The organism is Lentzea xinjiangensis, assembly GCF_900110955.1.
Taxonomy (GTDB): domain Bacteria; phylum Actinomycetota; class Actinomycetes; order Mycobacteriales; family Pseudonocardiaceae; genus Lentzea; species Lentzea xinjiangensis.
On the sequence record NZ_FOFR01000004.1, the window covers coordinates 56614 to 78513 of the forward strand.

The 21900-nt window shown below is 67.5% G+C and carries 27 protein-coding genes, 2 tRNA genes and 1 pseudogene; 16 read left to right on the top strand and 14 right to left on the bottom strand.

What is annotated here, in order from left to right; translation table 11 throughout:
- Positions 1–52: 52 nt before the first annotated feature.
- Positions 53–571, top strand: a complete 519-nt coding sequence (locus BMW88_RS12000; RefSeq protein ID WP_089950762.1) for a Scr1 family TA system antitoxin-like transcriptional regulator — start codon at positions 53–55, stop codon at positions 569–571.
- Here BMW88_RS12000 and BMW88_RS12005 read toward each other — a convergent pair.
- Complete coding sequence (locus BMW88_RS12005; RefSeq protein WP_089950763.1) at positions 568–747, bottom strand: hypothetical protein; 180 nt, start codon at positions 745–747, stop codon at positions 568–570. The genes BMW88_RS12000 and BMW88_RS12005 overlap by 4 nt on opposite strands.
- 83 nt (positions 748–830) lie before the next feature.
- Between BMW88_RS12005 and BMW88_RS12010 the strand changes: the two genes are divergently transcribed.
- Together BMW88_RS12010 and BMW88_RS12015 are read left to right on the top strand one after the other, a co-directional pair.
- A complete protein-coding gene (locus BMW88_RS12010; protein ID WP_089950764.1) occupies positions 831–1400 on the top strand; it encodes a carboxymuconolactone decarboxylase family protein in 570 nt (189 codons plus the stop codon).
- Positions 1401–1404: 4 nt separating this feature from the next.
- Positions 1405–2217: a class I SAM-dependent methyltransferase gene (locus BMW88_RS12015; RefSeq protein ID WP_245777727.1), complete on the top strand. Its 813-nt coding sequence runs from the start codon at positions 1405–1407 to the stop codon at positions 2215–2217.
- On the opposite strand, the gene BMW88_RS12020 is transcribed toward BMW88_RS12015, so the two are convergent.
- Complete coding sequence (locus BMW88_RS12020) at positions 2218–3078, bottom strand: sigma-70 family RNA polymerase sigma factor (RefSeq protein ID WP_245777728.1); 861 nt, start codon at positions 3076–3078, stop codon at positions 2218–2220. It lies immediately after the preceding gene.
- 35 nt (positions 3079–3113) lie between these two features.
- On the opposite strand from BMW88_RS12020, the gene dnaG reads away from it, so the two are divergent.
- The 3 genes from dnaG to BMW88_RS12035 are packed head-to-tail and all read left to right on the top strand — an operon-like array spanning position 3114 to position 6265.
- Positions 3114–5003 carry a DNA primase gene (dnaG, locus tag BMW88_RS12025; RefSeq protein ID WP_089950766.1) on the top strand — a complete coding sequence of 630 codons (1890 nt, stop codon included), beginning with the start codon at positions 3114–3116 and terminating at the stop codon, positions 5001–5003.
- Positions 5003–5500, top strand: a complete 498-nt coding sequence (locus tag BMW88_RS12030; RefSeq protein WP_089950767.1) for a hypothetical protein — start codon at positions 5003–5005, stop codon at positions 5498–5500. The genes dnaG and BMW88_RS12030 overlap by 1 nt, the downstream gene beginning before the upstream one ends.
- Before the next feature lie 24 nt (positions 5501–5524).
- A complete protein-coding gene (locus BMW88_RS12035) occupies positions 5525–6265 on the top strand; it encodes a trans-aconitate 2-methyltransferase (RefSeq protein ID WP_089950768.1) in 741 nt (246 codons plus the stop codon).
- A gap of 6 nt (positions 6266–6271) precedes the next feature.
- Here BMW88_RS12035 and BMW88_RS12040 read toward each other — a convergent pair whose 3' ends face one another.
- Complete coding sequence (locus BMW88_RS12040; RefSeq protein ID WP_089950769.1) at positions 6272–6586, bottom strand: YtxH domain-containing protein; 315 nt, start codon at positions 6584–6586, stop codon at positions 6272–6274.
- Positions 6587–6728: 142 nt separating this feature from the next.
- On the opposite strand from BMW88_RS12040, the gene BMW88_RS12045 reads away from it, so the two are divergent.
- Positions 6729–6801 (top strand) — tRNA-Asn (locus tag BMW88_RS12045).
- A gap of 89 nt (positions 6802–6890) precedes the next feature.
- Here the strand turns inward: BMW88_RS12045 and BMW88_RS12050 are convergent.
- From BMW88_RS12050 to BMW88_RS12055, 3 genes are all read right to left on the bottom strand, one after another.
- Positions 6891–7157, bottom strand: coding sequence for a tyrosine-type recombinase/integrase (locus tag BMW88_RS12050; protein WP_089950770.1), 267 nt, complete (start codon positions 7155–7157; stop codon positions 6891–6893).
- Positions 7158–7202: 45 nt separating this feature from the next.
- Entirely contained in the window at positions 7203–7331 is a 129-nt protein-coding gene (locus tag BMW88_RS43980) for a hypothetical protein (protein WP_281249394.1), read from the bottom strand.
- Positions 7332–7589: 258 nt separating this feature from the next.
- Entirely contained in the window at positions 7590–7955 is a 366-nt protein-coding gene (locus BMW88_RS12055) for a hypothetical protein (protein WP_089950771.1), read from the bottom strand.
- A 281-nt stretch (positions 7956–8236) separates the two neighbouring features.
- Between BMW88_RS12055 and BMW88_RS12060 the strand changes: the two genes are divergently transcribed.
- Entirely contained in the window at positions 8237–8761 is a 525-nt protein-coding gene (locus BMW88_RS12060) for a DUF6228 family protein (RefSeq protein ID WP_177221066.1), read from the top strand.
- Between the two features lie 97 nt (positions 8762–8858).
- The gene (locus BMW88_RS12065) at positions 8859–9716 is read left to right on the top strand and encodes an oxygenase MpaB family protein (RefSeq protein ID WP_089950772.1); all 858 of its coding nucleotides are present in this window, start codon (positions 8859–8861) and stop codon (positions 9714–9716) included.
- On the opposite strand, the gene BMW88_RS12070 is transcribed toward BMW88_RS12065, so the two are convergent.
- Positions 9671–10132 carry a GNAT family N-acetyltransferase gene (locus tag BMW88_RS12070; protein WP_089950773.1) on the bottom strand — a complete coding sequence of 154 codons (462 nt, stop codon included), beginning with the start codon at positions 10130–10132 and terminating at the stop codon, positions 9671–9673. The genes BMW88_RS12065 and BMW88_RS12070 overlap by 46 nt on opposite strands.
- A gap of 108 nt (positions 10133–10240) precedes the next feature.
- On the opposite strand from BMW88_RS12070, the gene BMW88_RS12075 reads away from it, so the two are divergent.
- Positions 10241–10315, top strand: a tRNA-Ile gene (locus tag BMW88_RS12075).
- A 93-nt stretch (positions 10316–10408) separates the two neighbouring features.
- On the top strand, positions 10409–11695 hold the full coding sequence (locus BMW88_RS12080; protein WP_089950774.1) for a site-specific integrase: 1287 nt from the start codon (positions 10409–10411) through the stop codon (positions 11693–11695).
- On the opposite strand, the gene BMW88_RS12085 is transcribed toward BMW88_RS12080, so the two are convergent.
- Entirely contained in the window at positions 11684–12835 is a 1152-nt protein-coding gene (locus BMW88_RS12085; protein ID WP_143116042.1) for an NsdA family TPR-like regulatory protein, read from the bottom strand. The two genes, BMW88_RS12080 and BMW88_RS12085, sit on opposite strands and share 12 nt — an antisense overlap.
- A gap of 141 nt (positions 12836–12976) precedes the next feature.
- Between BMW88_RS12085 and BMW88_RS12090 the strand changes: the two genes are divergently transcribed.
- The 3 genes and pseudogenes from BMW88_RS12090 to BMW88_RS43195 all read left to right on the top strand — a co-directional run bounded on the left by BMW88_RS12090 (position 12977) and on the right by BMW88_RS43195 (position 15321).
- The gene (locus tag BMW88_RS12090) at positions 12977–13291 is read left to right on the top strand and encodes a hypothetical protein (RefSeq protein ID WP_089950776.1); all 315 of its coding nucleotides are present in this window, start codon (positions 12977–12979) and stop codon (positions 13289–13291) included.
- Positions 13292–13572: 281 nt separating this feature from the next.
- Entirely contained in the window at positions 13573–14445 is an 873-nt protein-coding gene (locus BMW88_RS12100; protein ID WP_089950777.1) for a helix-turn-helix domain-containing protein, read from the top strand.
- A 388-nt stretch (positions 14446–14833) separates the two neighbouring features.
- Positions 14834–15321 (top strand): annotated as a pseudogene (locus BMW88_RS43195) (DUF5753 domain-containing protein).
- A 198-nt stretch (positions 15322–15519) separates the two neighbouring features.
- Here the strand turns inward: BMW88_RS43195 and BMW88_RS12115 are convergent.
- From BMW88_RS12115 to BMW88_RS12135, 5 genes are read right to left on the bottom strand one after another with little or no spacing between them, the layout of a single operon-like run.
- Positions 15520–17667, bottom strand: a complete 2148-nt coding sequence (locus BMW88_RS12115) for an FtsK/SpoIIIE domain-containing protein (protein WP_089950780.1) — start codon at positions 17665–17667, stop codon at positions 15520–15522.
- Positions 17660–18493, bottom strand: a complete 834-nt coding sequence (locus BMW88_RS12120; protein ID WP_089950781.1) for a hypothetical protein — start codon at positions 18491–18493, stop codon at positions 17660–17662. The genes BMW88_RS12115 and BMW88_RS12120 overlap by 8 nt, the downstream gene beginning before the upstream one ends.
- The gene (locus BMW88_RS12125) at positions 18490–18816 is read right to left on the bottom strand and encodes a hypothetical protein (RefSeq protein WP_089950782.1); all 327 of its coding nucleotides are present in this window, start codon (positions 18814–18816) and stop codon (positions 18490–18492) included. Before BMW88_RS12125 ends, BMW88_RS12120 begins: the two co-directional genes overlap by 4 nt.
- Entirely contained in the window at positions 18813–19154 is a 342-nt protein-coding gene (locus tag BMW88_RS12130) for a WhiB family transcriptional regulator (protein WP_089950783.1), read from the bottom strand. The genes BMW88_RS12125 and BMW88_RS12130 overlap by 4 nt, the downstream gene beginning before the upstream one ends.
- Positions 19148–19429, bottom strand: coding sequence for a helix-turn-helix domain-containing protein (locus tag BMW88_RS12135; RefSeq protein WP_089950784.1), 282 nt, complete (start codon positions 19427–19429; stop codon positions 19148–19150). Before BMW88_RS12135 ends, BMW88_RS12130 begins: the two co-directional genes overlap by 7 nt.
- Positions 19430–19581: 152 nt before the next feature.
- Between BMW88_RS12135 and BMW88_RS12140 the strand changes: the two genes are divergently transcribed.
- Both BMW88_RS12140 and BMW88_RS12145 read left to right on the top strand, forming a co-directional pair.
- The gene (locus tag BMW88_RS12140; RefSeq protein ID WP_089950785.1) at positions 19582–19956 is read left to right on the top strand and encodes a helix-turn-helix domain-containing protein; all 375 of its coding nucleotides are present in this window, start codon (positions 19582–19584) and stop codon (positions 19954–19956) included.
- Between the two features lie 185 nt (positions 19957–20141).
- On the top strand, positions 20142–21281 hold the full coding sequence (locus BMW88_RS12145) for an NsdA family TPR-like regulatory protein (protein ID WP_245777729.1): 1140 nt from the start codon (positions 20142–20144) through the stop codon (positions 21279–21281).
- Here the strand turns inward: BMW88_RS12145 and BMW88_RS12150 are convergent.
- Positions 21243–21815 (bottom strand): NUDIX hydrolase, encoded by a 573-nt coding sequence (locus BMW88_RS12150; RefSeq protein WP_089950787.1) that lies wholly within the window; start codon positions 21813–21815, stop codon positions 21243–21245. The genes BMW88_RS12145 and BMW88_RS12150 overlap by 39 nt on opposite strands.
- Between the last annotated feature and the right edge of the window lie 85 nt (positions 21816–21900).

Genomic DNA, 21900 nt, shown 5'->3' on the forward strand with positions numbered 1-21900 from the left:
GGGTGGGCGTTTCGCGCGGCGAGATCATGATCACGGCTTTACCGTTCCAGGCATGACCCAGCACGGTGCCGGCGAGCAGCTCGTCGTGCTCGCCGCCGCGGGCGCCACGCGGATCACCTGCTTCAGCGGCGTCACCATTCCCGTTCTGCTGCGCACCGAGTGGTACGCGAAGGCGCTGGCCAGCGCGCTGGGCCTCACGCCGGCCCCGGAGCTGCAGTGCGCCGGCGTGCTGCCGCAGTGCGTGTTCTTCATCCACGAGTACGCGCTGCGCACCCTCGTCGGCAACAACCGGTTGATGGAGGACCAGGTCCTGCACCTGCTGTTCCACGCGCCCTCGATCCGGATCGTGCCGGCCAGCGCGGGCGGGGCGGCGGCGGTCGGGCTCGACTACGCGCTGATCCAGTACGAGCACGAGCCACCGCTGGTCTACCTCGCGAACTGGGTGCTCGCCAGTGACGCGGAAACCGTCGAACGCGCCGTGCGGGTCTTCCAGCGCATGCACGCCGTGGCGCTCGACAACGAGAAGTCGCGTGATCTGCTGATGGAGTACGTGGCGGTCTACGACCGTTAGTTCGGATCGTTGCGGCGCAGGAAGAGGCGCATGCCGTCCTCGCCGGGCAGCGCGCACAGCAGCAGCCGGACGTTCTGATGACGCACCGGCACCGCGCACGAGTCGCCGGCCAGCAAGGTCCCCGCCAGCAGACCGGCCGACTCGTGATCGATGTCCAGCACGAAGTCGTTGCTCATGCGGTGGACCCTATGAGCTGGGCGCCCTGCTACCCAGTCACCCAAAGGTGTCACGTTTCCGCGGGCCGCCTCGTCCAGTGGGCATGACCAGGATCAACGGAGTCTCCCGCAAGGAAGCCGGCCCGCTCGTCAAGGCCCTGTACTGGTTCGCGCGACGCGAGTTCGGCGCGGTGCCGGAACCCGTCGCGGTGATGGCGCACCACCCGGCGCTGGTGGTCGCGAGCGCCCGGCACGAACTCGCCGTGAAGAAGGCGGTGAAGACCTCCGCGCACGGGCCGTTGTTCGAGCTCTGCGTCTACCGCACGGCGGTGCGGCTCGGCTGCTCGTGGTGCGTCGACTTCGGTGCGATGCTGATGAAGCACGGCGGGCTCGACATCGAGCGGCTCAAGCACATCGACTCGTACGCCACCTCGCCGCTCTTCACCGACCTCGAACGCAAGGCGCTCGCCTACGCCGACGCGATGACCGGCACACCGGTCAGCGTCCCCGCCGGGCAGGTGGCCGAGCTGGAGGACCTGCTGGGGCGCAAGGAGCTCGTCGCGCTCACCTACCAGATCGCGCTGGAGAACCAGCGCGCGCGGTTCAACAGCGCGTTCGAGATCAAGGACCAGGGGTTCACCAGCGGCGACGCCTGCCGCGCACCGGCACACTAGACGTGTGGAGAAAATCACCCTGACGGGTGCCCAGGAGACCATGCTCGCCACGCTGTACGGCCGGGCGCTCGACAGCGAGCGGCCCACCTCCGTGCTGCACGACGACGAGGCCAGGCGCGCGGTCGAGCGCATCGACTACGACTTCCGCAAGACCGGCATGACCACGACCACGGCGGTCGGTGTCGCGATCCGCGCGCGGGTGCTCGACGACTGGACGCGTGACTTCGTCCGGCGCACCCCGTCCTGCACGGTGCTGCACCTGGCGTGCGGTCTCGACACCCGTGCGCAGCGGCTCGAACGGCCGGACACCGTGCGGTGGGTCGACGTCGACATGCCCGACGTCGTCGCCTTGCGGCACAAGCTGTTGCCAGCGCCCGCCGGTGACTACCGGCTGGTGGCGTCATCGGTCACCGAGGACGCGTGGCTCGACGAGGTGCCCGCCGACCGCCCGGTGGCCGCCGTCTTCGAGGGCCTCTCGATGTACCTCACGCGGGACGAGGGCCACGCGTTGATCAGGAGGATCACCGAGCGGTTCCGGAGCGGTGAGCTGCTGTTCGACGTCTACGGCTCGTGGGGGATCAAGATGCAGAAGCTCGTTCCCGCCGTGCGCAACGCCGGGGCGACCCTGCACTGGGGCGTCGACGATCCGCGCGAGGTCGAGGCGCTGCACCCCGGACTGACCACAGTGGACGCCCGGCGCAGCGTGGACCTGCCGCACCTGGACGCGTTGCCCAGGTCCGGCAGGATCCAGATGAAGGTCGTCGGCGCGATCCCGAAGCTGCGCGACGTCGGGAAGCTGCTGCGGCTGCGGTGGTGATCAGAACTCGACGTGCCCGAGCTTGTCCGGGTTCGCGATGTCGTAGACGGCGGCGATCTTGCCGTCGTGCACGGTGAACGCGGTGACGCGGGACGCGATGTCGCCCTGCGCCGCCATGACGACGCCGAGGTCGCCGTTGACGAGCACCGGCCGGTGCTCGGGGTGGCCGTACTTGCGCAGGAGGCCGGCGAAGAAGCGGGCCACCTTGTCCGCGCCGGAGACCGCGTGGACGGCGGTGCGGGCCTTGCCGCCGCCGTCGCCGATCATCACCGCGTCCGGGTGCAGCAGCCCGAGCACGGCGTCGATGTCGCCGCCGGCCAGGGCGGTGAGGAACTTCTCGAGCACCTCGCGCTGCTCGTCCAGCGCGGCGCGGGGCGGTGGCGTGGAGCCGCTCACGGCCTTGCGGGCCCGGGACGCGTGCTGCCGGGCCGCCGCCTCCGAGACGCCCAGCACCTGCGCGATCTCGCTGAACGGCACGGCGAACGCGTCGTGCAGCACGAACGCCACGCGCTGGTCGGGCGTGAGCTTGTCGAGCAGCACCAGCGCCGCCATCCGCACGCCGTCCGCGCGCACCACGCTCGCCAGCGGGTCGTCGTCCTCGCCGGTCGTCACCAGGGGCTCCGGCAGCCACGAGCCCACGTACGTCTCGCGGCGCACGGCGGCGGAGCGCAGGCGGTCCAGGCAGATGCGGCTCACCACGGTCGTGAGCCAGGCGCGCGCGTCCTCGACGCCCCGCGCCGCGGCGAACCGGGGCCACGCCTCCTGCACGGCGTCCTCGGCGTCGGCGACGCTGCCGGTCAGCCGGTAGGCGACCCCGATCAGGTGGGAGCGGTGGAGCCGGAAGTCGTCAGCCGCGGTCACGGTTGGCAGTTTGCCAAAGGATTAGACTCGGGCACGTGGCAGGACGCATCAGGGAGAGCGACATCGCGTTGGTGCGTGAGCGCAGCCGCATCGACGAGGTCGTGGGGGACCAGGTCTCGCTCAAGAGGGCCGGCGGGGGAGCGCTGAAGGGGTTGTGCCCCTTCCACGACGAGAAGACGCCCTCGTTCAACGTGCGCCCGTCGCACGGCACGTTCCACTGCTTCGGCTGCGGCGAGGGCGGCGACGTGATCGCCTTCGTGATGAAGGTCGAGCACCTGTCGTTCGTGGAGGCCGTCGAGCGGCTCGCGGACCGGGCGGGGATCCAGCTCAACTACGAGGGCGGCGGCGCGACGACCCAGCGCGACCGCGGCACGCGCAGCAGGCTCATCGAGGCGCACAAGGCGGCGGCCGAGTACTACGCCGAGCAGCTCGCCTCCCCGGAGGCGAAGCAGGCGCGCGAGTTCCTGGCCGAGCGCGGGTTCGACGAGGCGGCGGCCAGGCAGTTCGGCTGCGGGTTCGCGCCCGGCGGCTGGGACAAGCTGACCAAGCACCTGCTCGGCCGCGGGTTCGAGGTCACCGAGCTGATCAAGGCCCAGCTCGCCAAGGAGGGCAAGCAGGGGCCGATCGACCGGTTCCACCGGCGGCTGCTGTGGCCGATCAAGGACATCGGCGGCGAGGTCGTCGGCTTCGGCGCGCGGCGGATCTTCGACGACGACCCGATCCAGGCGAAGTACCTCAACACCAGCGAGTCGATGATCTACAAGAAGTCGCAGGTGCTGTTCGGGCTCGACCAGGCCAAGCGCGAGATCGCCAAGCGCAAGCAGGCGGTCATCGTCGAGGGCTACACCGACGTGATGGCGATGCACCTGGCAGGCGTGCCGACGGCGGTCGCGTCGTGCGGCACGGCGTTCGGCACGGAGCACATGAACGTGCTGCGCAGGCTGCTGATCGACGACGACGTGAACGGCGAGGTCATCTTCACCTTCGACGGTGACGAGGCGGGCCAGAAGGCCGCGCTGAAGGCGTTCGACGGGGAGCAGCACTTCTCCGCGCAGACCTACATCGCGGTCGCGCCGGACGGCATGGACCCGTGCGAGCTGCGGCAGGCCAAGGGCGACGTCGCGGTGCGCGACCTGGTGGCCAGGCGCACGCCGCTGATCGAGTTCGCGATCAAGGCGCAGCTCAAGGCCTACGACCTCGACTCGGTGGACGGCCGCGTCGAGGCGCTGAAGAAGATGGTGCCGTTCGTCGCGCAGATCAAGGACCGCGCCAAGCGCGACGGCTACGCGACCCGGCTGGCCTGGTGGGTCGGCTGGGACGACGAGGCGATGGTCGTGCGCCGGGTGCGCCAGACCGCCGGCGGCAAGGCCCCGGCCGCCCCCGCGCAGCGCACCGACCCGAACCAGACGGCGCTGGCCGTGGAGGTCGACGGCCCGCCGCGGCCGAACCCGCGCGACCCGCGCCTGGTGCCCGAGCGCGAGGTGCTCAAGGTCGCGCTGCGGCTGCCCGAGTACGCCGGTCCGCTGTACGACTCGCTGCCCGACGAGGCGTTCACGCACCCCGCGTACGTGGCGCTGCACCGGGCCATCCGCGCCGCCGGTGGCGCGGCCTCCGGTCTCGCGGGCACGACGTACCTCGACGCGATCTCGCAGGAGTGCTCGCACGCGTCGGTGCGGTCGGTGCTGACCGAGCTCGCGGTGGAACCGTTGACGGTCAAGCAGAACGACGAGTTCCGCTACGTGTCGATGGTGATCGCGCGGCTGCAGGAGGTGCAGGTCGGCAAGCAGGTCGAGGACGTGAAGTCGCGGCTGCGGCGGCTGTCGCCGATCAAGGACGCCGACGAGTACCGGGCGCTGTGGGGCGACCTGGTGGCGCTGGAGGAGTACCGCAAGGCACTCCTGCAGCAGAGCGCTGGAGTGCTGTAGTGGGACTGTTGCGGCGGTTGTTCGGCAACGGTGCGCCGGACGGGTTCACCGGCGCGCTGGAGCTGGACGAGACCGTGATCGCGGCCACGGCCGTGCGGGGCGGCGGCCACCTCGTGGTGACGTCACTGGGCCTGTGGGTGCCCGGCCCCCGCCGCATCGGCTGGCACCTCATCAGCAAGGTGAAGTGGGAGGGCTCGCTGCGGGTGGTGGAAGCCGCCGAGGCCTCCGCGGAAGGCCCTGTCGTGCTGCTGGAGGACCGTCCCGCGCACCGGTTCGCCGTCGACGACGACCCCGGCCGGGTGCTGCGCGCGATCAGCCAGCGCGTCGAGGGGTCGATCCGGGCGCGCGAGCGGGTCGAGTCGCCGGGGGTGTGGATCGTGCAGCGCAAGATCCCCGGCCGGGACGGCGTGGTGTGGCAGGCGCGGGGTGACGCGGGAGTGGACCTCGCCGCCGTGCGCACGGCCGCGGCGGCGTTCGCCGAGAGGCTGACGCGCTAACAGTACGCGTGTACTGTAAGTCGCATGTGGGATCCGGCGCAGTACCTGGCCTTCGCCGATCACCGGGCGCGGCCGTTCTACGAGCTCCTGGCGCGCGTGGGGGCCGAGTCCCCGCGCCGCGTGGTCGACGTGGGCTGCGGGCCGGGGAACCTGACCGCGACGCTGTCCGCCCGGTGGCCGTCGGCGGTGGTCGAGGCCTTCGACTCGTCGCCGGAGATGGTCGAGGCGGCGCGCGCAGCGGGCGTCGACGCGCGCGTGGACGACGTGACCGAGTGGGAACCGTTGCCGGACACCGATGTCGTGGTGTCCAACGCGGTGCTGCAGTGGGTGCCGTCCCATCCCTCGATCGTGTCGAAGTGGGCCGCTTCCCTGCCCGCGGGCGCGTGGCTCGCGTTCCAGGTGCCGGGCAACTACACCGACGCGTCACACCGGCTCATCCGCGAGGTCGCCGGACCTTCGCTGGCGCACGTCTTCCGCGCGGACGAGCCGGTGCGCAGCCCCGTGGAGTACGCCGAGCTGCTGGCCGGCTGCTCCTCTGTGGACGTGTGGGAAACCACGTACGTGCAGCGGCTGTCCGGACCGGACCCCGTGCTCGAGTGGGTGAGCGGCACGGCTTTGCGGCCCGTGCGCGCGGCACTGTCCTCACCGGACTGGGAGGCCTACCTCGCGGAACTGGCGCCGCGACTGCGCGAGGCCTACCCGGAGCGGGCCGACGGCACGACGTGGTTCCCGTTCAGGCGGATCTTCGTGGTGGCGCAGGTGTGAAGATCGTCACGCCCGCGGGACGACCGGCGGCGCGACGGGACGCCCGTTGGCCTCGTCCTGGTGCCGCCACGGAGCCTTCTCCGCGGCCTTCTCGGCGGCGTCGGACGCGAGGTCTTTCGCCTGGTGAGCGGCCACGAACGCCTTGTCCTTCGCCTGGTGGGCGGCCACGAACGCCTTGTCCTTCGCTTGGGCGGCCGTCTTGCGCACCGTCGGGTTCTCGACGAAGCGGTGCCAGAGACGCACGATCTGGTCGTAGCGCTCCCGTCCGGCCTTCGCGCCGAGCACGTAGCCGATCGCCGCACCGACCAAGATGCCCTTCATGCGGGTCTCCTCTCACATCGTGCCTGGTCAGGCCCTAGTTCGTCGCAAAGTGGGGGGTCCTTGCAGAACCCGTTTTGCGGCTCATGTAGAGTTACCCACTGTCAGGAGGAACCAAGCCTGACAGCGTGGAACAACAGAACATTCCCCCATAGCTCAATTGGCAGAGCATGCGACTGTTAATCGCAGGGTTACTGGTTCGAGTCCAGTTGGGGGAGCTTGGCGCCAGTTGAGGCCCCATCCCTTGTGGATGGGGCCTCACTTCGTTTCACGGATCCTACGCTTAACCCACGCTAATGGTCGCGACTCACTCGCGTCTGACCACGGCCTCCATGACCTTCGCGGCGCCGGTCTTGGCCACCTTGCGCTTGAAGTAGTTGTCCTGGGTCATCGAGACCTTGGCGTGCCCGAGCTGGTCAGCAGCGGCCCGCGCACTCAGGCCGGCGTCGTCCATCATCGAGGCCACAGTCTTGCGGTAGACGTGGCTGGTCACCCAGTCGTAGCCCGCCGCGGTGAAGGCCTCCTTGAGGTCCGCGTGCGTGTTCCTGTTCGACGGGGCTCGATGGTCGCCCATCGGCGCTGTGAAGGTCGGGTCGTTCGGCTCGGCGTCGACCGGACGTCAGCGAAGCAGCATGGCCACGGCCCAGGACGGCAACTCCACCGTGCGGTAACCCGGCTTGCTCTTGGACTTCGGCTGGAGCGCCAGGCCGACACCCTTGACCCGGATGACGATGGCCCGAACCTCCACCGTCGCGGTGTCAAGGCGGCCTGCGGGGCCGCTTAGGTCGACGCTCTGTCCCCGTTCGACAGAGGCTTCACGGCCCCATCTCTGTGTCGCTCGGGTAAGCGGGCGGGGCCCCGGCCTGTGGCCACCCACCCACACCCGGCGACGGAGACCGGCCTGCCCCGATCGAACGGGACAGCGACCTAAGCGACCCCACAGCCACCGCGAGCGGAGGAGAGGGACCGCGACGAGGCAGTGCGAGCAATTGCCAGTAGTTGTGGGTCAGGTCGCCTCTTGATCGATTCTCGGAGTAATCTCCAGCTGTCGGCGTAGGCGCTTGATTTCGGCGATGAGGCGCGGGACGCCGTCGCGCGCCGCGGCGATGAATCGAGCGTTCTCGTCCCAGCGCTCGTCGGAGGAGTCGACATAGCGGGGCTGCTGGACAAGAGTTGCGGCCACTATCTCGCCGTGGGCGAAACTCGGCCACCGCTCGCCGAGGCCGGTGTCGGGCACGGTGCTCACGGCAATGAGGTTCATCGCGTAATCGTCGTCGAGAGCACGGACGAACCACGGGCCTGGCGTCGCGGCGGTCGCAAGTTCGTCGAGCTCGTCCAGCTCTTTGTCGGTGAGCCACTCGGGGGTGGTCATCAGGCCGCCAACTCCTCGCGCTCGGCGAGGACGCCGTTCTCGAACCGGGCGCCTCGCGGACCTGCTCGGTGACCGTCACAGGATCATTCGGGAAGATACGCCCTCCGTCCTCCCTGACCCGATCCACAGGTCTTGAGCATTGCTCGGGCAGTGCGTGCAGCCGCCGGAAGGCCCCATCCGTTGTGGATGGGGCCTCATTGCGTATCGCGGCTCCCGCGATGTGCCCACGCCGGTTGCCGCGACTCACTCCCGCCTCTCGACCACGAGTACCGTCGTGCGACGTGATCACGAGCTGTCCACACGACTGGCTGCTTCCGGAGCCCGATCTGACGTGTCTGGACGATGCCGAGGTCGTGTTCCGGTGTGAGCGCGACCCGTCGGTGTCGGTGCGCTTCGCGGAACGGCACGCGGCGGTGGCGCCGCAGGACGGCAGGATGTTCTTCGTCGTTGCCGCGCAGGCACCCCGGCTGGAGGCCCGCCTGGAGGGCGTCACCAACTTCGTGGTGGGCCGAGGTCTTGCCCGTTTCCTCGACCGCCTCGACTTCCGCGGTTGGCAGGGCGAGCGGCGCTGGGCCAACGCTGATCGAGACCTGGCGGTCGCCGCGGTGTTCGAGTCCGGAGGACATGTCGCGTTGACGTGGACGCTGCGGCCGTGGCGGTCCGCTCACGGTGGTTGGGAGGCCACGGTCATCACCCGGCTGGAAGCCGGTGCGATGAAGGACGACCTGGCCGGCCGACTCGACGCTTTCCTCACCGCGGACGGCTGGCCCGTCCAGTACTTCGAAAGCGACGACGAATTCCGCTGACGACGTGACGGGTTGGCGAAAAGCTGTTGGTGGGTTGGGACCCCGGTCATCCGACTGGGGCCTTCTGCTTTCGCGGGCTTTGCGTCAGGTTGGGTGGATGGCCCGCTTCGCGAACCTCCGCCGGATCTCCTCCCTGGACCCCGTCGCCGACCACGAGGAGATCATGCGGATCTCCTCCGGCCTGGAGTTCCCCTGGGACTACCAGAAGTCGTTGGAGATGGCGCTGTTCCGCACCTACTGCGTCCCGACGATCTCGGGCCTGCTGGAGCGCACCGGCGAGTTCGAACGGCGGCCGCAGAAGCGTTACGACGACACCGCCACCCTGATGGCCGAACTCGTGGAGCACGGCTACGACTCCCCGCGCGGGCGTGAGGCGTTGCGGGTGGTCAACCGCCAGCACGGCCGTTACGACATCTCCAACGACGACATGCTGTACGTGCTGTCGACGTTCATCTACGACCCGATCGAATGGCTTTCGCGCTACGGCTGGAGGCCGCTCTCAAGGAACGAGCAGCTCGCCGGATTCCACTTCTACCGCGCGGTCGGCGCCCGGATGGGCATTCGCGACATCCCGGCGGACTACGACGAGTTCCTCGCCTTCAAGAAGGCCTACGAACAGTCGCACTTCGTGTTCGCGCCGTCGAACCGCCGCATCGGCCAGTACACCCTGGACCTGTTCTGCTCCTGGTACCCGCGGATGTTCAAGCCCGTCGTCTCGCGGGCCGTGGTCGCGATGCTGGACCCGTTGATGGTGCGCGCCTTCGGTTTCATCGCGCCGCCGGCGTGGGTCGGTGCGGTGGGACGCACGGCGTTGCGCCTGCGGGCCTTGGTGGTGCGCCGGATGCCGGCACGCCGCTCGCTGAAGCTGACGCGTGCGCGCAACCGCACCTACCCCGGCTACCCGGACGGCTACCGGCCGTCGGACCTGGGAGCGATCTCCAGCACCGCGCGCTGACCGTTGAGGGTGAAGCCCAGAGCCTTGAGGAACTCGTTGCCGGGCTGGAAGTCGTCGAGCGGCACGTGCACGCGCCTGATCCGCGGATAACGCTCGGTGAGTGCCCTGGCCATCTCCCGGCCGATGCCCCACCGGCGCAGGTCCTTGGGCACCAGGAAGAACCGGATGCCGGCCTCACCGGGCACGGGGTGGTCCAGCACCAGGTCGACGAACCCGATCATGCCCTCGGCCTGCGCGACCAGCAGCCGCTTCTGCTCGAACGCGGCCCCCTCCGGCAACGCGTAGAAGAGGCCCTGCACGTCACCGGGCCCGGACGGGTGGCCAGTGGCGGCCTGGAACCAGTCGTCGCAGTCGGCGAACAGCCGCAGCAGCTCGGGCTCGTCCGCCGGGGTGAAGTCGCGGAGGGTCAAACGCACGCGTCCAGCCTATGTGTCGCTCGCCACGGGGGTGCGCAAGGCCCGTTCGGCGTGATCGGTATCCTCCACCACGCAGCGTTAGCGGGGGATCGGGTCGCCGCTGCGACGGGGGCAGTAGCTCAGCTGGTCAGAGCAGCGGACTCATAATCCGTCAGGTCGTGGGTTCGAGCCCCACCTGCCCCACTGGCTTTACCTGCGGATACAGGGCTTTCGAAGATCGTTAGATGATCCGCTGTCCATGCTGCTGTCCATTGACATCGGGCTGACCATGAGGTCATGACCAGGGCAGACGGCTCGCAGGACCGCCGGACACGGGGCAGCATCCGCGTTCGCGGCAACTCGCTTCAGGTCCGCGTCTTCGCGGGCAAGGACCCGGTTACGGGCAAGGACGTCTATCTCACCGAATCGGTGAAAGGCACCGACAAAGCCGCGTACAAGGCTGCCGACAAAGTGCAGACGCGGCTGCTGGCCGAAGTCGACGGGCAACGGGCGGCCAGCACCACGGTGACGTTCTCCTATGCGATTGACGAGTGGTTGCGCACGTCTGATCTTGAGGACAGCACCCGCGACGGCTACGAGGGCTACATCGAACGCACCATCAGGCCCGCGCTGGGCGCCACGCAGGTGAAGAAGGTGACCGCGCGGGCGCTCGAAAACCTCTACGCGGATCTTCGGCGATGTCGGGCGCGCTGCGACGGCAAGCCGTACGTGGAGAAGCACAAGAAGAACGGCGAGCACGACTGCAAGGAAGCCAAGTGCAAGGCGCACAAGTGCTCCCCGATGGCCGCTTCGACCGTGCGGCAGATCCACTCGATCATCAGTGGCGTTCTGAACGCGGCGGTTCGCTGGGACTGGGTCACCAGCAACCCTGCCAAGGTGGCGAAGAAACCGGCTCAGAAGCCGCCACAGCCCGACCCGCCGTCCTCTGCTGAAGCCGCCCGCTTGGCCGAGGAAGCGTTCGTCATGGATGACGACTGGGGAACGCTGGTGTGGCTCGTGATGACCACCGGTGTCCGACGCGGCGAGATCTGCGCGCTGAAGTGGTCTCGCGTTGATCTGGACGAAGGCGTGATCGAGGTCCGTCGCAGCTACGCACTGCGTCGTGGCGTGGGCAAGGAGAAGGACACCAAGACCCATCAAATGCGTCGGATCGCGCTCGACACGGAGACCGTGGTCCTGCTCATGGAACACCGGCAGCGATGTGAGCAACGGTTCGCCGAACTCGGGATCGACCTCACCGACGACATGTACGTGTTCACCGGCGTGCGGAACGTCGACCCCACGACGCCCTATTCGCCGCACGCCGTGTCGAGCCGCTACAAGGACATGGCGGAACGCCTCGGGATCAAGACGCACATCCACGCACTGCGGCACTACTCCGCTACGGAACTGCTCACGGCGGGCGTAGACCTCCGCACAGTCGCCGGCCGCCTCGGTCACGGCGGCGGTGGAGCTACGACGCTGCGCGTCTACGCGGCCTGGGTCGCGGCGTCCGACCGCAAGGCTGCCGAACTGCTTGGGTCGCGTATGCCGAAGCGAAAGCTGAGGAAGTCAGCCGACTAGCGAGGCGAGCCGTTTACGCTGACGCACCGAACCCACCTGAGTCGCCAGCAGCCGCGCACGTTCCGCGTGCGCGGCTGCGGCGTCTTTGTCGCCCGTTGCGGTGAACACCTGGGCAAGATCGATCCTCAGCGCTGTCTCAGCCCGCGCGAAACTGGGGTCAAGGCGCTCCAACACGTCGGAAAGAACATCGATTGCTTCAGGTGCCCCCAGCCGAGCAAGGGCGTTGCCACGCCACCGGGACAGGTGGGTCCCGTCGAAGACGAGGTACGGAGGCTCGCTGCTGTCGTCGGCTGGAATGGCTCCCAGAGCATCATCGAAGGCCCTCATTGACCGCGTGTGCTCGCCGTTTGCGGCACATGCTTCGCCGTAGGCCGCTGTGAGCCATGAGACCAGCAGACGCGGCACTCGACCTCTCGCGGTGCGGCGGGCGTGATCCGTCAGATCGACGGCTGCCTGAGTCTCGCCGAGGTCGAGCAGAACGACCGCTTTGCCCGCGCTCGCATAGGCCTCAAGCGCGGGTGATTGCGCGTGCCTCCCTGCTCGCACGGCCTTGTTGTAGAAGGCCCACGCATCCCTTACGTCTCCCTGATCGAGCGACTGCCATCCGGCGAGCGCGGACGCGTCGACCACGACCGCGGCCAAGCTCGTTTGCACCGATCGATCAAGGACGTCGTCCAGCATTCCGTCCATCTGGTCGATCTGTGCCCGAAGCTCACCCAGCAATACGGACGCGCCCAGCCGACGATCGATCACGCGCGTGATGTCGAGCTTCTGCTGAAGGAGTCGCACGGTCTCGCGGTCAACGTTTCTTCCTCGGGTGATCCGCGCCTGCAACTCCAGGTCTTCGGAGACCGATGGGGTCGGAGCTTTCACGGGTGCAAGAAGGCGGTCAATCGGCACGCTGAACATCTCTTCGAGCAGCCGCTGGGTGACGAGCCGGGGAGGGCCAAGCGGACGACCGTCCTCCCGGACACCAGACGCCAAGCGCTGAACCTGGCGTGCCCCGAGTGTCACCTTCATGCCGCGTTGCCGCGCGAACAGTTCGGCTTGCCGGCTGAACTGCTCAGCAGTCAGACGACGCTGCCGCAACAACTCCCCGAACAGCGTCCCCGGCCGTCCACCTCGCTCTGCTGAGCCCATGGGCTGACCTCTCCGTCTCGCTAATGTCAGCGCCGACGATTGTAGGTCGATTTATGTCGCCTTAGGTCGCTGCCAGGTTATTTACGCCCGATCTGCCGTCCGACACGCTGATGTTGGCTGATCTGACGTCAGCGGAGGCGGGTGACTGTCGTGGTGTGGGATACAACCGGACTTCTGCTGTTCCTTCTCTGGCTTCTGCTGCCTCCGCTGTACGTCGTCGCGCTTGGCCGGGCCTATGTCCGGCGGTGTTCCAAGACGCTCCAACGCACGGCCACCATCCGTGACGAACTGCTGGACCTGTTCGATGACCTCGAACTCGTACGGGAGTCAGCGGAGCCGCCTGAAGACCTGCCCTCGGTCATTCCCACAGCACGCGATGACGACACCCAGGACTTCATCGCCCTCGTTCCTGCCGCCGGACGACACCGGCTCGACCCTTCCCCGGTCCGACGGTGATCGTGATGGGGCATGGCGCCGTCTTCTTGCTCGTGCGTCTGTTGCCGGGGCACGTGCGTGAGTCGCAGCGCACCTGTCACGTGGTCTCAATGCCAGTGGCGGACGTCGTTCCCCAGAGGCTCACCGCCCTCTGCGGCCTGGTGATCGAGCGCGGCACCGCCGAAGTGGTCAAGCGAGGCGAAGGCATGCCTTGCGTGAACTGCCTGCTGCGAGCACCTCGCTGACTTCGTCAGCACTCATGACCATCGGTTCCGCCTCACGACCTAGCGAGATGCGTTCACATGCCGAAGAACTTCACGTCCAACCTCCAGAACCGCGCTGTCGCCCGCGCGCTCACGTTGTGGCGGCAGGAAAGCGGCTTGAGCCTGTCCGAGGTGGGCAAGCGTGTGCACTGGTCGTCGGCCAAGACGTCGATCATGCAGAACGGGCTGACCCTGATCACCGACGCGGACGTCATGGCGCTTGCGCTCGCGTACGGGATCAACGAGGAGCGGCGGGCACCTGCGTTCCACGGTGCGCAGCGAGCGCGAGATCCCCGGACGTTCGACCTGCTGACCGGTGGCGGCGTGCCGTGTGTCGAGTGGACTTATCCCGAGGTGGAGCGAGAGGCGAACCACTTGCAGGTCGTGGCACTGGACGTCTTGCCACCGTTGGTCCGCACTCCGGAGTACTCGGCCGGGCTTGGTAGCGCTCAGGTCGGATCTGTGGCCGCGCGTGACCACCGGCAGTACCTCGGCAGCCACCGTGAGCAGGTTCTGCGGAAGCTCGCTGACGGCGTGTCATTGCGGATGGACCTCGTGGTGGGCGAGTCGGTGTTGCGGAAGCCGGTCGGCAGCGCGCTGGTGATGGCGGACCAGTTGTTCGGGCTGGCGTCACTGGCTGAGCTTGCCGCCGTGCAGGTCTTCCTCGTGCCGGATGACGTGGCCGCGTTCGCGGGGGCCGTCTCCTTCTCCGTCCTGTCGTTTCGCGAGGCGCAGTTCGACACCGTGGTCTACCTCGACCAACTGCACGGCGGCACGTGGCTGGAGAGCGAGTTCGAGCGGCGTCCCTACGTGGACACGCACGAGCGGTTGATGGACGTGGCGCTTCCGGTAGACGTGACGACTGAACGGATCGTGGAAGCCGCGCAGCACTTCAAGAACATCGCGTCCTGAACGGGTCGCGACTCAGAAACCGTTGCAAGGAAACAGTATGCCGAAGCGAGTCTCAACCGCGCGTGGTCGTGAGTTTGGTGAAGGCCTTCGCGTGGCCCTCGAACGCACGGGTTTGGCATCGCACACAGTCGCCAAGATGCTCGACTGGGACCCGTCCAAACTGTCCAACGCGGTGAACGGCAAGGGTGGCGTCAGTCAGCTAGAAGCCGCCACGCTCCTGGGGATCTGCCGGGTCGACGCTCCTGAACTCGCCCACCTGTTGGCGCTTCACCAGGACGCGCACATTCGAGGCTGGTGGCAGCAACATGGTGTGTGCGCACCGGTACGGCTTCGGACAGTGGTTGAGCATGTGAAGTTGGCTGGGACGCTGATCAGCTGGCACACGCACATGGTGCCGCTCTTCCTCCAGACGGCCGACTACATGCGCGCGGTGCTGCTCGCCTCCGCAACGGTGCCAGCGGACGAGGTCGAAGATCGAGTACAGGTGCAGCTCGGGATGCAGGAGGCGCTTCGGCGCAGCGGGCACGGTGCACGTTCTTCATCCACGAGCTGGCGCTGCGTCTCAAGATCGGTGGTCCTGCGGTCCATGACAAGCAGTTGCTGCACCTGTTGTTCATGATGAACTGGCAGAACATCCGGGTGCGGATCGTGCCTGCTGCGTTGGGCGCTCATGCGGGTCTGGCTGGACCGTTCACGCGGATGACCTTCAGCAAGTACGAGCCGTTGGTGTGGGTGGCCGCCGAGAACTCCAGCCTGTTCATCGAGTCGGCGGATGCGGTTGAGGGCTATGGGCGGCTCGTCCGCGCGCTTGATGAGACGAGCTGGGACGAGGAAGAGTCCAGGTCGCTCCTCGTCCGTGAGTGCGACGACTTGTAGGGACCGACGCAAGGCGTGACGGGTGCCGTGCCCCTCTCGGAGGGGCACGGCACCCGGCTGTTTCCAGGTGGTTGTGACGGGTCATCCGTCACGTGTCACACCCGTCACGGCGGCTCGTTTTCGCTGGTCATCCATGTTTTCTGATCCGTCACAGGGCGTGTGACGCGTGCCGGGTCCGGTGGGACGGGTTGTGACGGGTCAGCGGTCGTCATCGAGCACCTCCGCATCGATCACTGCGCTGTGCCGGGCGCGTTCGGCTGCCGCGCGGATGTCCGCCACGTCGTAGCCGCGCACCTGCTTCACCCCGTCTTCAGTAGGTACCCGGTCGCGGGTGGGGCGGCAGCCGAACTCGGCCATGTCGAGGCCGAACCCCTTCGGCTCCACGCCGAGCGCCTCCACGAGTTCGGCTGTGGGCACGAAGTCCCTGCCGTCGTGTCCCGCCAGGTAGTCCACAACGGACGCCAGTGGTTCCGGCAACTCGACCTCCGCGACCCGTTCCGCATCGGTGAAGGTGCCGCCGCTGATCGCTTTCGCGACGGCCATGCGGTCAACCGTCGGCAGCGTCGTCTGCCCTGCTGCATGGCCGCTGAGAGTGCCCTCCTGTTCTCGTAGTGCTCGGCCTTGCGCGCAGATCTCGCGCCAGTCCTCGTTGGGCATGTAGAACGTGCGCACCGTCAGCGCCAGCACGTCGGCTCCGGCCTGGGTCTCACCGTCCGGGCGCAGGATGCCGACACCCTTGTGAGAAGGCAGCAGACGACTGGAGTCGTAGCCTCGGGTGTTCATCTGTTCGCCCAGGATGATGTTGCTGTCGCGCCAGTCCATGACTCGCAGCGCGAAGCGTGATCCGAGTACCGCCCGCAGTCCGGACGGGATGGTCTTGCCGTCCGGCCGTTGCGTCGCCAGCATGAGGATGACCCCGGCCGCCGGTGCCTTCTTGGCGAGCCACATCAGCAGCTCGCCGCAGTACTCCCCGGCCGTGAGCTTCTTGCCCTGCACCTCCACTGGCGTGCGGTCCTCCAGCGGAATCTGGACCTCGTCCACGACCAGGGCGGTGATCGGCATCCCCAACGCGATGTCACGGGACATCGCCGGCGTGACCTTCGACTCCGGACACGTGACGTCGTCGAGCTCCTGCATCCGCCGATACCGCGCCTGCACGTCGGCCACGAGCTCCACGAGCCAGTCCACGAACCTCAGCACGTGCTCGGAGTCGTCCCCTGCCATGAACCGGTGCGCCACCTGCTCGGCTGCCTTCCAGTCCTTGCCGTTCTTGAAGTCGGCGACGTAGAGCCGCACATGCGGGTCCAAGATCAAGCCCGCGGCCGCCAGCCGTTCGGCCATCGTCTTGCCCTGCCTCGGTATCGCACCGATCAGCACCGACGTCCACACCAACGGCAGGTCGATCCGGCGCCCGCGCGCGTCGGTGCCGAACGGCACCGGCCGCCACGCATCCCACCGCGCCACCGCCAGCAACGGCGTCCGGACCGATGGAGCGCTGTAGGGGTCCTCGTCCGCGACCCACAGCGCCACGCGTCCAGCGTGGCCGCCGCTGCCCCGGACCCGCTCCACGCTGAGCTGAACCTCGTCCACAGCGAGCGCGGACGCCAGCGCGTCCCGGTTCTTCACCACATCCACTGCCTTGCGGGTGGCGGGCAGGTCGACCGTGACCGCCCACCCGGCACCCTCTCGGGTGGCACGGTGGACCAGGCGCAGCGTCTCGTCCTTCCCGATCAGCTTCGCGTCCCGGAAGGCGTCCACGAGCGCCTGTGAGTCCATGGTCCACGTCAACGTGCGCGGGCCGGACAGCACCGGCCGCCTGCCAGGACTGCCGTCCTTGCGGCGACCCAGCACCGCAAGCATCACCGCTACGACCATGCCGGCGAGCCACAGCGCAAGCGTTCCGTAGAGCAACCACAGCACCAGGCCTGCTGCCGGAAACACGGCGGCGACGGTTCCGGTGACCTTCCACCGGAACAGGGTGAGCGCGCGGATGTCGCCGAACTTGTCCGCAAGCTTCTCGGACTGCTCCGCAGCCTGGCGGTAGTCCCGCACCGTCACCCACGACCGCCACCACCGCACTGCGACCACCAGCCCGCGCACGACCGCTCCAAGGAACCGGAACGGTGCCCGCACCACGGCCACGGTCAGATCCTTCATGGCCTGCACCGCGTGAACGCGGTCCTTCGCCCACAACGGCACACGCGGTGAACGCCGCCACACGTTCACGAACCGCAGCCACCATGACAACTGTGGTGCGCCGGTGTCGTTCACGAACTCACCCTCGAACACCTGTCGTACTGGAAGCTCACGGCCAACGTCGGCGAGTTCATGACTCTGCTCAGCCATTGCTCTCACCGCCGTCCACCTCAGTCGCCAGCGTTGCTGCCAACCGTGACGACAGCCCGCGCGAGCATCCGGTGACGGCACGGACCCATGCCGGACTCACCACGACACCAGGCGACCACGCTTCCCGTGCCAAGCCGAGATAGCCCGCGAACGACACCCGCGCCTGTGGACGCTTCCTGTTGTGAGACCTGGGTTTCGCAGGTTCATGACCAGCCTCTGCGGATGAATCCGCGGTGACCTGTGTGGCACGTACGGACGCTTCGGAGAACGCCGCCGCAACCGCCTCCGTGAGCTTGTCCCGCAGGTCCGTGACCGCCTCCGCAGCGACGAACACCACGAGTGGCGGCACGGAGTGCAGCACGACACCGGACACCGATCCGGCCGCCCACGAGTGCCAGGTGTTCATGACATAGGTGGCCGCGAGCGTGAACCACTTCGCCCGCCGCGTCCACGCACCCGTCCGCACCCGGTACCGCGCAGTCACCTGCTCGGCGCGCAGGATCGCCAGCAGCACCAGCGAGACGGTGGGATCGAGCAGCCATGCCGCCAGCCACGGCAGCGACCACGCCGGCGTGCCCGCCGCCGCGAACGACTGCACGTTGGTCATCGTGAACCCGAGACCGAGCACGATCCCCGACCAGCACAACCGGTCCACCTGAGCGCGCACCCGCTCGACCCGCAACGCGATCACATCCGGATGCGTCGCATACGCCCGCAGCTCCGCCGCCTCGAACGCCGCATCGGCAGCCAGCCTCTCGGCAGCCGGGGCGGCGGGTGGCCGCCCGAAGGCGACCACCCCTTCCCGAACCCTGATCGGCGTCCTCATCGCCGCTCACCCCGACGTGGGCCATCATGCGTGGTAATCGTGAGCGCCTTCGTCAGCGTGTACGCCGCGAACAACGCGGGCACACCCAGCACCACGAGCAACAACGTCACGTCGCCCCGGTGCGTGATCACCACCCACTGCACACCCACGATCGCCCCGGCCATCACCAGCACCCGCCCGGTCAGCGACAACAACCGAGCACCGGCACGCGCCGCGCCCGCCGCTGCCTTCGCCCGCCGGGCACCCGCCCGCCAGACCCAGAACAGCACCACGACCACACCCACAACCGCGAGGATCTGTGTCGGCGTCAGGTTGATCGTCATGACGACCCACCACCCTCACGACGAGCACGCCACACCCGGAACACCTCACGGCGGTCCTCCTGCGACAAACCACCCCATACACCCACCGTGTCCTCACCGGCCGTGCGCAACTCCAACTCCAAGCACACGCCCCGGACCGGGCAGTCCGCACACAACCGCGCAGCAGCCTCGCGGTCGCTGATCTCCTCCTGCTCCCACTCGGGGCCGTCGCCGTCGGCCCACAACCACATGCACACGCCGTCCCGCGTCACGATCTCCAGCAGCACCTCGTCCGGCACCTTCGCGTAGCGGTCCAACTCGGCCGCCACCACCTCGTAGTAGTCCTCCGGGTTCACCACGCACCCCCGGTAGCCCGCTCGAAGTCACGGGCGTTGCGGCGGTCGGCGGCCATCTGCGCGACGTCGACAACGCCGCTGGATTCCGCTGCCTGTCGCGCCAGTTCCTCAACCGCCCGCGCGGGCACGACGTACCTGGTACGCACCCGCACGGCGGGAAACGCATCCTCCCTGATCGCCCGGTAGATGGTGGCCGCGTCGACGCGCAAGATCTGCGCGGCCTCTGTCACCGTGTAGAAGATCGGCGAGCGCTCGCCCGCCGCACTGTTCGATGTCATTGCGGTAAGCCCTTCAGAAGACTGATTTCTTCGATGAAGGCGCTGACATTGGCGGCAATAACTACCTATTCTCCGCTGATGTCTGCGCAAACTCCGTTTCCCACTCGCAGGCCGCGCTAATGTCGGCGCTGAGGCGGAGCACGGAGGCGCACGTGGCGGAGGACTGGTCGGCGGTCGCGGAGGCAATCAATGCCCGCGCGGCGGAGCTGGCTTTGAAGCAAAAGGAAATCGCCGAGAGGTCCGGCGTATCGCACGCGATCGTTCGCGAGATGCAGCAAGGCCGCATTGAGCGCCGGCGAAACCCGCGCACCCTCGAAGCGCTGTCGATCGCGCTCGACTGGCACCCGCAGCACCTGACCGCTGTGCTGCAAGGGAAAACCCCGCCGGAGGCGGACTCCGCGGTCACAGCCGCAGAGGACCCGCTGGTCCCGTTGCTGCAAACCATCATTCGTGAGCTTCGAGGTCTTCGGGCTCAGGTCGGAACACTGACAAGTCGCCTCGACGATGGGAGTCGACGAAAGGACTAGACGGAATTCCTGAATCAGTTGCGGTGTTGCTGTCATGGGAACAGCAGACCGCTGAGAAGGGGGTGTAAATAATTGCTCGCGGTTAGCAAGCCGCGTGTTAGGAGGAGTTAAGTTCGCAGGTCACGACCGTTGGGGAGCGGGGGAACGTGACGAGAAGAAGAAGGGGAGAACCGCCGCGTACGCGCTTGCAGGCGGTCCGTGAAGAGCTGGGCCACACCCAGGAACACGTCGTCAGATACTTCCTGACACGGGGTCCGCAGATCGGTGTTGGCGTGGCGTCGCAGTCAGCGCTGAACATCATGATCTCGCGCTGGGAGAACGGCCACGTAGAGGTGACCGAACCTGGCTACCGGCGGCTGTTCCGAGAGGTCTACGGCCGCTCGAACGAAGAGCTTGGCTTCCCACCGGAAGTCCTCAACCAGTCCGCCGAAGAGCTTCGCGACCGCCTGGTCGTCGCGCGGACCATCGACACCGCGACGCTCGACCTGTTCCAGCGTCAGGTCAACGACCTTCGCCGCTCCGACCGCCAGTTCGGCGCGGTCGTGGTGCTTGATCAGCTCAACAGCCTTGTGCGCCAGATCGAATCCGTGCGGGTCTTCAGCGTGAACTCCCGGCTACGTGAACGTCTGGCCGCGATCCTCACCGACGCTCGGACGCTGGCAGGGTGGACAGCGCTGGACCGGGGATCACAACTCCAGGCATGGCAGTACCACGAAGACGCGAAAGTCTCTGCGCGAGAAGCGGATTCGCCGTACTTGCTGGCGCACGCGGCGGCGCAGCAGGCCGTGATCCTGCTCGACATCGGTGAAGCCGACGCGGCGGTCGAGTTGCTGGAGTACGCGCGGTACGTCGCGGAGAACCGTGCGCCGTCGCTGCTGCAGAGCTGGCTCGCTGCTGCGCACGGTGAAGGCTTGGCCGCAGCCGGCCGCCGGGACGAGTCGTTCCGTGCCTTCGATACGGCAAGTTCTTTGCTGCCAACGAACTCGGTCGATCCGGCGATGCCGTTCCTGCTGCTGAACGAAGGCCAGCTCACACGTTGGCGTGGCAACGCGCTACTTCGGCTGGGAGACCCTGACGCGATCGTCCAGCTTGAGGCTTCCATGCGGGATCTTGCCAACCCGGAGTGGTCGGCGATCCGTGGTCTGACGAACACCTATGTGGACCTGGCGTTCGCGTACGCCGCCGCTGGCGACAGCAGGGGAGCGATGCGGCACGCGCAAACTGCGCGTCAGCTCGCCAAGCGCATCGGGTCTGACCGTCAGCGGCAGCGTCTCGCGAATCTGGAGCTACCGGGACCCAGAGGTCCCAGTGTTGCGCGAGGCTAGATAATAGAGGAGAGGGATGATCGCGCCGGAGCCAAGGATTTCGCCCCGCCGGACGAGGTCCAAGACGCGGTCAACTGGGATCCATTCGATCCGTGCGGCTTCTTCTTCATCGGTCGGCTCGCCGACCTTCTCCGCTGTACGCCAGAGGTAAGCATCTACGGGCGAATCGATGATGCCCGGCAATGGTTGGAATGTTCCGATGTGCTCGGGCGCGCCAATCGGGCGCCATCCGGTTTCCTCCACTGCCTCGCGTGCGGCTGTAGTTGCTGGTTCCTCGCCAGCTTCTACAAGACCGCCGATCAACTCGTATCCCCACTGGTCGACAGCGAACCTGTATCGCCAGAGAGTTAGAACTTCCTCGCGCTCGTTCACCAAGAGGGCAACGGCGACGTGGTCGAGCTTTACGACGTGGTGCTCAAATCGACTTCCGTCTGGCGGCTCGACGTCGACAAGATTCACCTTCACCCAGCGGTTGTCGTAAACGTTCCGTTCGCCATGAACCTTCCATCTAAGCTTTTCTGGATACTCCGTCACGCCGGTAGCGTACTTCGAAAGATGAGTTAGGGCAATATTTTCAAGTTGAGCGCGTCTTGATGTGTTGTGAGTTTGCCTTCCTGGA

What these genes read in the sequence shown, in the direction of transcription:
- BMW88_RS12080 (WP_089950774.1), top strand. Translation starts at nt 10,409, where the DNA reads ATGACCAGGGCAGACGGCTCGCAGGACCGCCGGACACGGGGCAGCATC.
- BMW88_RS12010 (WP_089950764.1), top strand. Translation starts at nt 831, where the DNA reads ATGACCAGGATCAACGGAGTCTCCCGCAAGGAAGCCGGCCCGCTCGTC.
- BMW88_RS12055 (WP_089950771.1), bottom strand. Translation starts at nt 7,955, where the DNA reads ATGACCACCCCCGAGTGGCTCACCGACAAAGAGCTGGACGAGCTCGAC.
- BMW88_RS12100 (WP_089950777.1), top strand. Translation starts at nt 13,573, where the DNA reads ATGCCGAAGAACTTCACGTCCAACCTCCAGAACCGCGCTGTCGCCCGC.
- BMW88_RS12050 (WP_089950770.1), bottom strand. Translation starts at nt 7,157, where the DNA reads ATGGGCGACCATCGAGCCCCGTCGAACAGGAACACGCACGCGGACCTC.
- BMW88_RS12120 (WP_089950781.1), bottom strand. Translation starts at nt 18,493, where the DNA reads ATGAGGACGCCGATCAGGGTTCGGGAAGGGGTGGTCGCCTTCGGGCGG.
- BMW88_RS12065 (WP_089950772.1), top strand. Translation starts at nt 8,859, where the DNA reads ATGGCCCGCTTCGCGAACCTCCGCCGGATCTCCTCCCTGGACCCCGTC.
- BMW88_RS12125 (WP_089950782.1), bottom strand. Translation starts at nt 18,816, where the DNA reads ATGACGATCAACCTGACGCCGACACAGATCCTCGCGGTTGTGGGTGTG.
- BMW88_RS12085 (WP_143116042.1), bottom strand. Translation starts at nt 12,835, where the DNA reads ATGGGCTCAGCAGAGCGAGGTGGACGGCCGGGGACGCTGTTCGGGGAG.
- BMW88_RS12135 (WP_089950784.1), bottom strand. Translation starts at nt 19,429, where the DNA reads ATGACATCGAACAGTGCGGCGGGCGAGCGCTCGCCGATCTTCTACACG.
- BMW88_RS12000 (WP_089950762.1), top strand. Translation starts at nt 53, where the DNA reads ATGACCCAGCACGGTGCCGGCGAGCAGCTCGTCGTGCTCGCCGCCGCG.
- BMW88_RS12115 (WP_089950780.1), bottom strand. Translation starts at nt 17,667, where the DNA reads ATGGCTGAGCAGAGTCATGAACTCGCCGACGTTGGCCGTGAGCTTCCA.
- BMW88_RS12035 (WP_089950768.1), top strand. Translation starts at nt 5,525, where the DNA reads ATGTGGGATCCGGCGCAGTACCTGGCCTTCGCCGATCACCGGGCGCGG.
- BMW88_RS12040 (WP_089950769.1), bottom strand. Translation starts at nt 6,586, where the DNA reads ATGAAGGGCATCTTGGTCGGTGCGGCGATCGGCTACGTGCTCGGCGCG.
- BMW88_RS12005 (WP_089950763.1), bottom strand. Translation starts at nt 747, where the DNA reads ATGAGCAACGACTTCGTGCTGGACATCGATCACGAGTCGGCCGGTCTG.